At 63.9% G+C, this 12644-nt stretch carries 9 protein-coding genes and 1 tRNA gene; 3 read left to right on the forward strand and 7 right to left on the reverse strand.

Going from position 1 to position 12644, the window contains the following annotated elements:
• Positions 1-40 precede the first annotated feature (40 nt).
• Positions 41-1591 (reverse strand): polysaccharide lyase family 1 protein, encoded by a 1551-nt coding sequence (locus EJC47_RS01945; protein ID WP_126845268.1) that lies wholly within the window; start codon positions 1589-1591, stop codon positions 41-43.
• Positions 1592-1915: 324 nt separating this feature from the next.
• Between EJC47_RS01945 and EJC47_RS01950 the strand changes: the two genes are divergently transcribed.
• Positions 1916-2866 carry a cation diffusion facilitator family transporter gene (locus EJC47_RS01950; RefSeq protein WP_126845269.1) on the forward strand — a complete coding sequence of 317 codons (951 nt, stop codon included), beginning with the start codon at positions 1916-1918 and terminating at the stop codon, positions 2864-2866.
• Here the strand turns inward: EJC47_RS01950 and EJC47_RS01955 are convergent.
• From EJC47_RS01955 to EJC47_RS01965, 3 genes are all read right to left on the reverse strand, one after another.
• Positions 2863-3546: a DUF4893 domain-containing protein gene (locus EJC47_RS01955; RefSeq protein WP_126845270.1), complete on the reverse strand. Its 684-nt coding sequence runs from the start codon at positions 3544-3546 to the stop codon at positions 2863-2865. The two genes, EJC47_RS01950 and EJC47_RS01955, sit on opposite strands and share 4 nt — an antisense overlap.
• Positions 3547-3622: 76 nt before the next feature.
• On the reverse strand, positions 3623-4408 hold the full coding sequence (locus tag EJC47_RS01960; RefSeq protein ID WP_126845271.1) for a 3-hydroxybutyrate dehydrogenase: 786 nt from the start codon (positions 4406-4408) through the stop codon (positions 3623-3625).
• 20 nt (positions 4409-4428) lie between these two features.
• Positions 4429-5592: a patatin-like phospholipase family protein gene (locus tag EJC47_RS01965; protein WP_033967362.1), complete on the reverse strand. Its 1164-nt coding sequence runs from the start codon at positions 5590-5592 to the stop codon at positions 4429-4431.
• 142 nt (positions 5593-5734) lie between these two features.
• On the opposite strand from EJC47_RS01965, the gene ypfJ reads away from it, so the two are divergent.
• The gene (gene ypfJ, locus EJC47_RS01970; RefSeq protein WP_126845272.1) at positions 5735-6646 is read left to right on the forward strand and encodes a KPN_02809 family neutral zinc metallopeptidase; all 912 of its coding nucleotides are present in this window, start codon (positions 5735-5737) and stop codon (positions 6644-6646) included.
• A 45-nt stretch (positions 6647-6691) separates the two neighbouring features.
• Here ypfJ and EJC47_RS01975 read toward each other — a convergent pair whose 3' ends face one another.
• A complete protein-coding gene (locus tag EJC47_RS01975) occupies positions 6692-7693 on the reverse strand; it encodes an NADP-dependent oxidoreductase (protein WP_185867530.1) in 1002 nt (333 codons plus the stop codon).
• A gap of 155 nt (positions 7694-7848) precedes the next feature.
• On the opposite strand from EJC47_RS01975, the gene EJC47_RS01980 reads away from it, so the two are divergent.
• Positions 7849-7924, forward strand: a tRNA-Ala gene (locus EJC47_RS01980).
• 24 nt (positions 7925-7948) lie between these two features.
• On the opposite strand, the gene EJC47_RS01985 is transcribed toward EJC47_RS01980, so the two are convergent.
• Entirely contained in the window at positions 7949-10756 is a 2808-nt protein-coding gene (locus tag EJC47_RS01985) for a bifunctional YncE family protein/alkaline phosphatase family protein (RefSeq protein ID WP_126845274.1), read from the reverse strand.
• Between the two features lie 64 nt (positions 10757-10820).
• Entirely contained in the window at positions 10821-12623 is a 1803-nt protein-coding gene (locus tag EJC47_RS01990) for a CocE/NonD family hydrolase (RefSeq protein ID WP_260591455.1), read from the reverse strand.
• Positions 12624-12644 lie beyond the last annotated feature (21 nt).

The following is a 12644-nucleotide window of genomic DNA, read 5'->3' on the forward strand; positions in this document are numbered from 1 at the left end:
CGGAAACTACGCACGCGCCCGGTGGTCAATCGTGCCGCTGTCAGAGCTTGCCCGCACCCGCATTAGCGATGACGGTGCCGATCAGCCCGGTGGTCGGCTTGAGCACATAGCTGTAATTGGCGGCGGGCGACCAGGTGCTGGCAGCGACGGCAGCATTGGAGGCGCGCAGCGGGGTGGTGACATCCACGGTGACGCCGTTCAACTGCGTGCCCGAATCGGCAAAGGTCGATGCGCAATCATCGGCGGTGTAACCCGTCGTGATGCACCCGCTGGTGCGCGCGGCGCTGACCGAAATGCTCCACAGGTTGCTGACGGTCCCGGCAGTGCCCGGCGTGATGATGGCGTTGTTCTCGGCAATGATCTTGCCGCTTTGCCCGACGGTCCAGGCCACCAGGAAGGGTTCGTCGGCGGTTGGGTCGAGCGAGACCTCATAATAATTGTTGTACACATGGACCTGGCCGAAGCGCACGCGCGGCATCCGCTGGCGCAGGCCCTGGAAATAATTGTCGTGGAAGGTCACCTTCAGCACGCTCGGGTTTTCTGCTGTCTTGCTCGCAGTGTCGGTGCCGCCGATCAGGAACGATTTGTCATGGCCGAAGAAATAGCTCTTCGAAATCGTGACGAGATTGCCGAGCTTGGTCACGTCGATCAGCCCGTCATGATGCTGCACCTTGAAGTCGCTGCCGGTGTAATTCACCGCCCCGACCGTCTCGGTCCATACCGAGGGATACAACCGGTCGATCCGCGCGCCGTCGCTGAAGGTGCTGTGGTCGATCCAGACATGCGTCGCATACAGCACCGAGATCAGATCATAGGCCGAGTTCCAGCGCCCGGTGGTGGAATCGGTCGGGTCCCATTGCGGGAAGAAGTCGAACGCATCCTCGAAGGTGATGTTGCGCACGACGACATTGTCGATCGGCGCGCTGCTGGTGCCGAGGATCAGATTGCCGTGGACGAGCTTGGCATCGCTGCCCAGGCCGATGATCGAAGTGTTCGACGGCACGAAGATCTGCACGACCTTCTTTTGCAGCGCGGCTGCACAGACGCGCGCGTTTTCGGGATTGCCGACCGGCAAGCTGGCATTGCCGTATACGCTCGGGCGATAGGCGGCGAGATAGGCGGTGGTCAGCGCGGCCTCGGCGGTGAACCCATAGGTCGTGCTCGCGCAACTGCCCTTGATGTAATCGTCGGCGGTCTGTTCGGTCAGCGCCTGGTTCATGTTGAGACTGATTTGCCCCTTCACGTAAATCAGCTTCTTCGCCGGATCGAGCGTGCCCGTATAGCTGCCATCGGCGGCGATCGTGGCGGTGTTGCCGTACAGCGCCTGGATCAACTCGTTGCGATTGGTAACGGTATAGGTCTTGGCCGCAACCGCGCCGTCGCCCCCGGTGGTGCCGGTGCCGGTCGCGGCCCAGCCATCGGCACCGAGCGAGGAAGCAGGCGTTGGCGCTGGGGTGGCGGGGCTGGGCGTCGGCGTGCTCCCGGTCGTGCCGCCACTGACGACGGTTACCCCACCGCCGTAATTGGAATCTCCGCAGCTCGCCAGCACCAAGGCTGCTGACGTCATCAAAAACACCGCTTTCATGGTCATGATCACTCTCCCCTGTGTATCAACCTATGCTGTAGACACCGGTGTCATACGGATTTTTGCCGCATGCCGGTCTTCGTCGCACTCCTGACTTGCGGGTGATCCGGAACGTTAAGCGTGCGAAGTCTCTGCCCTCGCGTCGCTAGGCCCCTTCCTCCCGGCATCCTCCATCGATCCGTCGCGCCGGATTCTTGTTTAGGAAGGGGAGATTAGCCACGTTGATACCGGTGTCAATAAAGGGCTTGGCTGCTTGGGCTGTTTGGTGTCGAGCCTTCACGCTATGTGCTGGTAACCTCCAACGGTCGGGGGCCAAAAATAGGGAAATCCATGTCGGCAACCAAGCAGGGCGGAGCCAATTTCGTCGTTATCGCGGCGCTCTTCGCCAATCTCGGCATTGCGCTCGCCAAATTCGTGGCGGCGGCGATCACGGGATCGTCGGCGATGCTGACCGAAGGCTTCCACTCGGTCGTCGACAGTTTCAACCAGCTCCTGTTGCTGTACGGCCAGCATCGCGGACGTCGTCCGCCCGATGAGGCGCATCCGTTCGGCTATGGGCGTGAGCTGTATTTCTGGAGCTTCGTCGTCGCGATCCTGATCTTCGGCGTCGGCGCGGGCGTGTCGATCTACGAGGGCTGGGTCCACATTCTGGAGCCCGAGCCGCTGCACGATCCGCTGGTCAATTATATCGTGCTCGGCGCCTCCTTTGCGCTGGAGGGGGGATCATGGTTCGTCGCGGTGCGCGAATTCGCCGCCGCCAATCGCGGCAAGGGCTGGTGGGCGGCGGTACGCAAGTCCAAGGACCCGGCGGGCTTCATCGTGCTGTTCGAGGATTCGGCCGCAATCGCCGGCCTGATCGTCGCCGGGGTTGGCGTTTGGGCCAGTCAGGCCTGGGGCGACCCGCGGATCGACGGGGCGGCGTCGATCGTGATCGGCGTCATCCTCGGCGTCGTCGCGGCGCTGCTCGCGCGCGAGGCGAAGGGCTTGCTGATCGGCGAGGGGGCCGATCCTGCGGTGGTGGCCAAGGTCCGCGCGATCGTCGCATCACGGCCCGAAATCACTGCGGTCAATCATGTCCGCACCATCCACACCGCGCCTGACAGCATCTTCGTCGCGATCAGCGCCGATTTTCGCGATCAGATCACGATGGGCGACGCGGAGACGCTGATCGAAACGATCGAGACCGAGTTGAAGGCAGCCGAGCCGATGCTGTCGTCCATCTATATCCGCCCGGAAAAGCGCGAGAATGCGGCAACGCTTCCTGCGGGGCCGCCTCGTTAGCGCTTGGGAGCAGGGACAATCTCGACGACGTCAAGCAGCGATTCGAAGCGGGGATAAGGGAGCACCAGCCGCCAGCGCTTGTCGCCAATCCGTTCGATATAGCCTGCCATGTCGCGATTGCTGTCCTGCCCGTAACTGAGCGGTTTGGTCTCGTCGCCGAGAACCATCGTTCCCAAGAAGACGGCGCGCGCTTGAGACTCGGGGAACAGCAGCCCGACGGGACGCTGCGCCCCGGAAACCTTGTACAGGCTCGACACCTCACCCTCATCGTCGACCTTGCAATCGACCGGAGGATAGGTGGTCACGTCGTGCATGGCGGTTCCGTTCGCGCCCAACTTGATGACGCGACACAGATAGCTGCCGGGAGGCGGCATTGCCCCGCTCAGCGCGCGGTCCGGGTCGAAGAGTAGCGAATCCGAGGCGACAACCGTCGCCTTTGCGCTGCCTTGTGCCTTGGCCAGGGCATCGACCCACGCCTGTCGCCAGTTGCGCAAGCGCGTCCGGTCTTCTGCAGTCGCCACGCGTCGCCAGTCGATTTCGGTACTTGGCGCGGCGCGCAACGATCGCGGCTCGGCGATGCGCACCTCGATCGTCTTGCTTGCCTTGCCGCCGCACCCAGCGAGCAGTGCAGCGGGCAAAGCGCACAAGATCGACCCCAGGATTCGGGCTAAAACCTTCAAAGCGACCGATCCCCTATTGCGATAGCCCGACACCTAACCACGCCAGCAAAGGGTTGCCAAGGGTAGGGCTACCCGATCAGGCTGCGGTCCAGCCGCCATCGACCGAAAGGTTTGCGCCGGTGATCGATTTCGCCTCGTCGCGGCATAGGAATAGGGCGAGTGCGGCCACCTGGTCGACCGTCACGAATTCCTTGGTCGGCTGCGCTTCGAGCAGCACATCGTTGATGACCTGCTCACGCGTGAGCCCGCGCGAGGCCATCGTGTCGGGGATCTGGTTTTCCACCAAAGGCGTCCAAACATAGCCTGGCGAAATGCAATTGACGGTGATGCCGTCGGTCGCGGTTTCCAGCGCGATCGTCTTGGTCAAGCCGGCCAGGCCGTGCTTGGCCATGACATAGGCCGATTTGTTGGGGCTGGCGACCAGCGAGTGCGCCGACGCCGTGGAAATGATCCGGCCCCATTTCTTGGCCTTCATGAACGGCACTGCCGCCTGCATCATGTACCAGGCCGAATTGAGGTTGATCTTGATGATCGCTTCGAACTTGTCGGCCGGGAAATCCTCGATCTTGGCGACATGCTGGATGCCGGCATTGTTGACGATGATGTCGGGGCCGCCCAATTCGTCATGGCAGCGCTTGACCATCGCTGCGATTTCCTCCGGCTTGGTCATGTCGGCGGCATCGTACAGCGCCTTGGCACCGCTTGCCGCTTCGAGCTTCGCGCGCTCGGTCTCGATCGCGGCGGCATCGCCGAATCCGTTGATGACGACACTCGCGCCTTCGGCGGCAAACACCTTGGCATATTCCAGCCCGATGCCAGAGGTCGATCCGGTGATGATGGCAGTCTTGCCCTTGAGGAACATGGCGGAGTCTCCGTTGCGAATCAAAGGGTTGGTAAAGGGGGGTGTTTCACGGTCAAGTCGAACGCAGCGCTTCGGCCCGTTTCGATATTCTCGGCGACCAACTCGGCATTGGCCATCGTTTCGGCCACCGCCGCCTGGCCCGCTTCCCAATGCTCGCGCATCGTGCGGGCGGAAAATTCGAAATCACGGCTGCCGCCCTCCCAGGCATTGGCGCGGTAGATCAGGTGAACGAGGTTGACGGGATCTTCGTTCGATTGCGCCCTTAGCGCGACAACGTCGGGGTCGTCGCGCAGTTCCGGCGGCAGTTTGGCGAGCACCCGCCGCGCCAGCTCGCGGTCCTTGCGGATGCGCATCACCTGGTCGGACACTTGCCGCGTGCGGCTGGAAAACCGGATTTCCTTCTCGCGCGCCATTACGTCCATAATCGTGCGGGGGCGCTCCGTCGCCGCCGCAAACAGGTCGATCTGGAAGGCGAGCAGCGGGCCTTGCTGATGGTCGAGCACGTGTGTCAGCGGGGTGTTGGACACCAGCCCGCCGTCCCACCATAGTCGCCCGTCAATCTCGATCGGCGGCAGTCCCGGCGGCAACGCGCCCGATGCCATGATGTGGCGGGCGTCGATCCTGGTTTGCGTCGTATCGAAATAGTTGAAATTGCCGCTTTCGACATCGACCGCGCCGACCGACAACCGCACCGGACCGTTATTGAGCAGATCCCAGTCGATCAGGTCGTTCAGCGTCTCTTTCAGCGGGGCGCTGTCGTAGAAGCTGACAGCCTCCGGCGTGCCCGGCACCGCCAGCATGGGCGAAAGGAAGCGGGGGGTGAAGAACCCCGGCACACCCGCCGCCAGCACGAATCCGGCCGACCATTCGTGGATGAATTCGCGGATATGGTCATTGGGGAAGATCGGGAAGCTCGGCAGTGCCGAAGTCATCAGGTCCCAAAAGGTATTCAGCCGCTGCACGCGCCGCTCGGGCGGGTTGCCCGCTACGATCGCCGCATTGATCGCCCCGATCGAAATACCGGCGACCCAGTCGATCTCGATCTCGCTTGCGGCGAGCCCTTCGATTACGCCCGCCTGATAACTGCCGAGCGCGCCGCCGCCCTGCAATACCAACGCCACGCAATCGGGTAGAGGAAGCGCCTTGGCGCGGCGTTTGGGCGTGATCGTCTCGGAATCGGCCATGCGCCGGACATGCGCGCGTTGTGATGCGGGATCAACGACAGTTTGATGAAATGGACGTCATCCAGGCGCGCCATAGCCGTTGCAACCAGCGTCGTCCCCGCGCATTCATGCGGCAACGGTAACGACCTCGGGATCCCTTGCGATGCGCCTCGACGATTTCGACCCCAATATCAATGTCGAGGATCAGCGCGGGCAGGGCGGTGGTGGTTTTGGCGGTTTTGGCGGTGGCGGTGGCGGCGGGTTGATTTTTGGCCTGCTGCCGCTGATATTCAGCCGATTCGGGTGCGGCGGCGTTGCTGTATTGCTGGCGGTGCTGTTCTTCTTCGGCGGTGGGCTGGGGATGCTCGGCGGCGGCGGCGGGCAACTGTCCGCTCCGAGCGCGCAAGTCGGCCAACAGCAGGCGGGCACGGACACGGCGTCGAGCTGCCGCCTAAACGCGCAGAGCCTCGCCGCCTGCAATGCCTTCAGTTCGGCGGACAAAACTTGGGCAAAGCTGCTGGGCTCACGCTTCGAGCCGCCCAAGCTGGTATTTTATGCGCGCGACGGTCGCTCGGGATGCGGCGCGGCGCAAAGTGCGATGGGGCCGTTTTATTGCCCGCGCGACCAGGGCATCTATCTCGACACCAGCTTCTTCGACGAACTTGCCAACCGCTTTGGGGCCAAGGGCGATTTCGCGCAGGATTACGTGATCGCGCATGAATTCGGTCATCATATCCAGAATTTGCTTGGTACGTCGGACAAGGTCGCGGCGATCCAGCAGCGCGGCAGCGAAGTTCAGGGCAATCAGGCCTCGGTCAAACTGGAGTTGCAGGCGGATTGCTATGCCGGGGTGTGGGCCGCGCAGAACAAGGATCGGCTCGATCCAGGCGATCTCGAGGAAGGTCTTACCGCCGCACACGCGATCGGCGACGATACGTTGCAGCAGGAATCGCAAGGGCGTGTGGTGCCCGACAGCTTTACCCATGGCACCTCGGCGCAGCGCATGGCGTGGCTGCGCAAGGGGATGGAAACGGGCGACCCCAACCAGTGCGACACCTTCTCGGGCGCACTCTAAAGCCAGCCAAGGCCCTCTCCCGCGCCTGCGGGAGAGGGCGTCAGCTCACAGCTTGACCAGCATCTTGCCGGTGTTGCCGCCGGTGAACAGGCCGAAAAAGGCATCGGGCATCGCGTCGAGGCCCTCGAACACGGTCTCCTCGTTCTGCAACTTGCCCTCGGCGAGCCAGCCGCCCATCACGCGGTAGAATTCGGCCGCCTTGCCCATATGGTCGCTGACCAGCAGCCCGGTCATCCGCATCCGCATCCCGATCAGCCGCGCGAGATAGCGCAGCTCGGTGGGTTTGGACGAATTGTAGATGTCGATCATTCCGCAAATCGCAAAGCGCGCGTGCAGATTGCCGGTCGCCAGCGCGGCATCGAGATGCTCCCCGCCGACATTGTCGAAATAGACGTCGATGCCGTCCTTGCCGAGCCCCTGCAGTGCCGCCAGCAGCTTCTTCAGCAACGGGCCGTCGCTTTTATAATCGATCACCGCATCGGCACCGAGCCCCTTTACCAGCGCGCATTTGTCGGCACCGCCGGCCGAGCCGATCACCGTCATCCCGCTCGCCTTGGCGACTTGCACCACGGTCGAACCGACCGCACCCGCCGCCGCCGAGACGAACACCACGTCGCCCGGCTTGGCCTCGGCGACATGCAGCAGGCCGAAATAGCCGGTCATCCCCGGCATCCCCAGCAAACCCAGAAATTGTTGTGGCGGTACGCCGAGTGCAGGCAGTTTCTGGACCTGTGCCGCAGGCAGCACCGCCTCATCGCGCCACCCCAGAAAATGCTGCACCACATCGCCGACAGCAAACCCCTCGGCGCGGCTCTCGATCACTTCGCCGATCGCGCCGCCTTGCATCGGCTCGCCGAGCGCAAAGGGCGGAACGTAGGATTTCACGTCGTTCATGCGCCCGCGCATATAAGGATCGACCGACAGCCAGCGATTGGCAATGCGCACGTCGCCTTCGTTCAAAGCGGTCGCGGGCAGATCGATCAGGTCGAAATCGCTCGCCACGGGCATGCCGTTGGGGCGGGATTTCAGGCTCCAGGCGCGGGACATCAGCATTCCTCCATTGTGTTTTCGAAGGTGGGGTATGCCGTGCCAGGCGCTTTGGCAACGAAAAAGGGTACGGGTGCGATCGCTGTAGGTTGCATCGCCAAGAAAGCCCCGTTAAGGCGGCATTCCCGCCTGAAAAGAGGGCCGGGGCGTGGTGCGGGGCTGTAGCTCAGATGGGAGAGCGCTGCAATCGCACTGCAGAGGTCAGGGGTTCGATTCCCCTCAGCTCCACCACGCCATCCCTTTGATTTCTCTGCCTTATGAGCAGCTCGCGGCGGCCACCGTCGCGGTGCGGCCTTGCCGCAAGTCCGCCCCGCTACGCACCACCGGCTCCGGTCCGCTGCCAAGCCCGCGCCACAAAGCGGTGTTGAACGCGGCGGTATCGAGCCGGTCCTCCTGCGCGAAATTCTGGCCTCGCATCGCGTCCGCCCAATATTGCGCGGTGTGCGTGGGGCAGGCGCGCGTGGCGACGGCATAACGGTCGTCGGGGATCGGCAAGGCCGTGGTCTTCAATACCGAAGCCGCCGTCGCACGGTAGCTCCACGGCGTTGCGGCCATGTCGAACACATCCGCCATCGGCAGCGCCAGCGCATCGTTCAGGCCAAGCGGCTTCAGCCCCAGCAGCGCCTCGATCGTCCGCAACAGGCTGACGGTGGTGTAACGGGTCGATACCAGCGCCTGCTGCGTCACATGCGCTCCAACGACAAAGGCGATGCTGCGCCGTGCATCGACATGGTCGGCCCCGTTTTGGGCATCGTCCTCGATGATGAATACTACCGTCGAATCGGCAACCTTGCTCGCGGCGATCCGCTCGATCACGCGGCCGATGGCATAATCATTGTCGGCCATCTCGGTCTCGACCGTGTTCACCCCGTCGATCGCGTCCTTGAAGTCGCCGAAATGATCATGGCTGAGCCGCAACAGCGTGAGCGCGGGGACGGTGCCGGCAGCATCGGCGGCGTCAAATTCACGCTGCCATTCGAGCATCCGCCAGTAATCGGGCATTTTCTGGTCGAAGCCGCGGAAATACGGGTCGCTGCGGCTGGCGAGCAGGCGGTCGCCGGGGGTGTAGATGCGCGTGCCGGTCTTGGCGGGTTCGCGCTCCAGCGGCTTCGCGCCGGGCTCGCCCGCGTCATAGATCGACGCATCCGAGAAACCGTAATTGCGCACGCTCAGCCCGGCGCGGATTGCTGCGCTCCACAGGAAGCCCTGGCCGGCGCTGGCATCATCATCGCCATCGGGCGCGGTCAGCAAGGCGGGGCCGGGCAGCACATCGGGGTCGGTCGGGGCCTTGGGGTTGACCGCGCGGCGCTCGGCTGGCGTCAGCGCGGTGTAGATCGAGCGGTCGGCTTCCTCGGCTTCATAGGCAAGGCCGCGCTGCGCATAGTTTACCGGCGCGTTCTTTTCGAGCAAATCGGGCACCCGCGCTGCCGTGGTCCAGGTCCAGCCGGTGCTCGATTGCTCGCCACTGTCGTAGAAATTGTCGAGCGTGACGAACTGCCGCGCGAGTTGATGGTGGTTGGGCGACAGGGCCTGCCCCAGGATCGCCAATTTGGGGTCGCCATTGCCCTTTTCGAGATCGCCCAGCACCTGATCGTAGGTGCGGTTTTCCTTCACGATGAACACGACATGTTTGATGTGCGCGCGCAGTGCCGCCAGTTTCGCTTCGGCGGCGGCGCGCGCCGGGGCCGGGTCGAGGCCGATATTTCGCGCGACTTGCAGTGTAGTGGCTACCAGCGCCTTGGGGGCGGGCAGCGGGAAATCGAGCAGCCCGGCCTTTTCGAGCTGGAAGATATATTGGTTGGCGGCCCCGCACGCGGTCGGCTGCGCCTTTTGCACCGCCAGCTTGGGTGCGCAGCCGAGCGGGTTGGGGCCGGGCGGGCTCTTGCGGTTGACGACGAAGACGTGGTTGCCCTGCGCGCTGACCGCGACGGCGCTGGGATACCAGCCGGTCGGGATCAGCCCCTGGACTTGCATCCCCTGATCGACCGGTGCCACCACCGCCAGCGCGTTGATCCCGCCAAAGGTCACCAGCAACCGCCCGTCGGCGAGGCGCGCCAGGCCATTGGGGTTGACGCCCTTGCCCGGCGTGGCCCCCAGCGCGTCTGGCAGGCCGAGCCGGGGTTCCATCACCAGCCGGTCATGCGCGGTGTCGATCACCGCGAGCCGGTCGGCATTGTCCTCGGTCGCATACAGCCGCCGGGCTTTGCCATCGAGCAACAGCGCCGTCGGCGGCCCCAGCGTCGCGATGCGCGTGCCGACCTTGATCGCTTCGCCCGTCACCTCCAGCGCGACGATTTGCCGGTCGCGCGGGGCCGAAACATAGGCATGGGTCGCATCGCGCCATACGATCGCGAACGGGTTCTCGCCGCCCGCCACACCGGCTTGCGCGGCGTCGATCTTGCCGGGGCGCAGATCCTGTTCGACCAGCACAGTGCCGCGCGTCAGGTCGATCAGGCTGACCGAGTCATTGTAGTAATTGGCGACCAGCGCGCGCGTGCCATCGGGGCTGATCGCGATGCCCGCCGCCTGCGGCAACACATCGGCCCCGTTGCCGGTCTTGTTATGGCCGAGCGCGATCGGTTTGCCGACGCTGGCGAAAGTGCCACTGGCACCCTTTTCGAAGACATGGACAACATCATCCACCCCGCCGCCCACCACAATGCGCGTGCCATCGGGCGACCAGGCGACGCCCGAATAGCTGTTGGGCATGGTCAGCGTCTGCAGCCAGGTCGGGCCCTTGGCGTCGATGCGGTAGCGAAACAGATATTGGCTGGACTGGGCCAGGACGAGCTTGCCGTCGGGGCCATTATAGCGGTTGAAACCACTGGTCAGCACCAGCATCTCGCGGCCATTGGGGCTGACTGCAATCGCCGCTGCGCCATCGGCGATGTACGCGGGGTTGGGGCCGGTTCGTGCCACCAGCGGCGCGAAGCGCGCACCGGGCGCTGCGAGCGGGGTAAGCGCTTGCCCGGTCGGCAGCGCCGTTCCCCGATCCTGCGCCGTGGCACTCCCTGCGCCCCACAGGGCAAGGGCGGACGAGGCGAGGATCAGGGCGCGGCGCATTACTGGGTCTCCTAGTGAGCGTGGCCTAGCGACATGATGCTACGGTAAAAAGACGCGGTGCCGTTCACTCCACCACCGGCAGCCACACTGCACTCGCGGCACCCGGCGCGTGGACGATCGTCTGCGTCGCCGCATGATAGTCGCCCGGCTTGGCGTTGAAGATGTTGGGCACGAAGGTCTGCGGGTTGCGATCGTAGAGCGGGAACAGGCTCGATTGCACCTGCACCATGATGCGGTGGCCGGGCAGGAACACATGGTTCACATTGGGCAGGCCGAATTTGTAATTCTCGACCTTGCCCGGCTTCAGCGCGGCGGGGGTGGCGCGACCATGCACATAGCGCCCACGATAGATTTCGATGCCGATCGGCAATTGATACCCCGCCAGCGCCGGATGCGCGCTGTTCTCATCCGGGTAGACGTCGATCAGCTTGACCACGAAGTCGCTGTCGGTGCCGGTGGTGGCGGCAAACAGATCGACTTGCGGCGCGCCCGCAATATGCACCGGCTTGTCGAGCACGCCGGTCTGATAGCTCAGCACGTCGGGACGGCTGGAGACGAAACGCTGGTCGGCGACCAGCCACGTCGTCCACACCGAACGATCCTTCATATGCACCGGCTGGGTGACGAACGGCACGGGCTTGGCCGGATCGGAGATATAGCGTTCCTGGCCAGCCGTGGCCGGGGCGGTGAAGCTGAGGCTGTTATCCGCCTGGAGATAGAGCGGCGTCGCCTTGCCCGCAGGCCAGTGCGTGAAGGACTGCCATTGGTTGATCCCGCTGGCATAGGTGATCGCCGCCGGGGTCGGCGCGGTGTCGGCGGGGGTGTCCTTCAGATAGCGGTCGAGAAAGGGCTTCATCGTGTTGCGGCGGAATTGCAGCCCGGTATCGCCCTCGAACTGCAATGCGCCAAGACTGGTGCCATCATAATTGACGCCGCTATGCCGCCACGGCCCGATCACCAGCGAAATCGGCGCATTCGGGTCCTTGTCCTTCAGCGCCTTGAATACTGCAGGCGCGCCATAGCTGTCTTCCTGGTCCCATTCGCCGACCACGACCATCGTCGGTACGGTCAGCTTGCGCTTGGCGAGCAGTTTATCGACCGCCTGTTCCTGCCAGAATTGGTCGTAAGCGGGATGTTCCATCAGCTTGCGGATCGCCGGGAAGATGTCGATGCCATAAGCGCGGGCAAAATCGCCCGCCGACCCCGCCTTCAGATAGGCGTCGTAATCGTCGCCGGTGCCATCGGCAATCGCGCCGCCTTTCTTGGCGGTCTGGCCGACGATGTAGTCGAAGTTGGTTTGGCGGAACGCCCCATTGTGGAACCAGTCATCGCCGACCCAGCCATCGACCATCGGGCTTTGCGGCACCGCCGCCTTCAGCGCGGGATGCGGATCGATCAGCGCCATCAGTGAGGTGAAACCGAGATAGGAAGAGCCGGTAATGCCGACCTTGCCGTTCGTCTCGGGCACGTTCTTCACCAGCCAGTCGATCGTGTCATAGGCATCGGTGGCATGGTCGACAGCAGTGGGGTTGAGCGGCCCGCGCAAGGGGCGCGTCGTGACATAGTCGCCTTCGGATTTGCCCAGCCCACGCACGTCCTGATAGACGCGGATATAGCCGTCATTGACGAATTCGGCATCGGCGATCGGCAGGATTTCCTCGATCTTCTGGCTGGGGTTGCGCCAGGTCGCCTTGCCGGCGTCATAGGGCGTGCGGCTGAGCAGGATCGGGCCGCCGTGCGTGCCCTTGCGCATCACAATGACGGTGAACAGCTTGGTCCCGTCGCGCATCGGCACCATCACTTCGCGGCGGATGTAATCGGCTTGCGGGCGAACCTGTTGATACACCGCGACGGTGTCGGGTGTCATCGGCGCGGTTTGCGCCGAAAG

The sequence above is a fragment of the Sphingomonas sp. TF3 genome (assembly GCF_003985085.1).
Classification (GTDB): Bacteria; Pseudomonadota; Alphaproteobacteria; order Sphingomonadales; family Sphingomonadaceae; genus Sphingomonas.

Coding starts and splice junctions, on each gene's coding strand:
- EJC47_RS01945 (WP_126845268.1), bottom strand. CDS start 1,591: ATGACCATGAAAGCGGTGTTTTTGATGACGTCAGCAGCCTTGGTGCTG.
- EJC47_RS01950 (WP_126845269.1), top strand. CDS start 1,916: ATGTCGGCAACCAAGCAGGGCGGAGCCAATTTCGTCGTTATCGCGGCG.
- EJC47_RS01960 (WP_126845271.1), bottom strand. CDS start 4,408: ATGTTCCTCAAGGGCAAGACTGCCATCATCACCGGATCGACCTCTGGC.
- EJC47_RS01965 (WP_033967362.1), bottom strand. CDS start 5,592: ATGGCCGATTCCGAGACGATCACGCCCAAACGCCGCGCCAAGGCGCTT.
- ypfJ (WP_126845272.1), top strand. CDS start 5,735: ATGCGCCTCGACGATTTCGACCCCAATATCAATGTCGAGGATCAGCGC.
- EJC47_RS01975 (WP_185867530.1), bottom strand. CDS start 7,693: ATGTCCCGCGCCTGGAGCCTGAAATCCCGCCCCAACGGCATGCCCGTG.
- EJC47_RS01985 (WP_126845274.1), bottom strand. CDS start 10,756: ATGCGCCGCGCCCTGATCCTCGCCTCGTCCGCCCTTGCCCTGTGGGGC.
- EJC47_RS01990 (WP_260591455.1), bottom strand. CDS start 12,623: ATGACACCCGACACCGTCGCGGTGTATCAACAGGTTCGCCCGCAAGCC.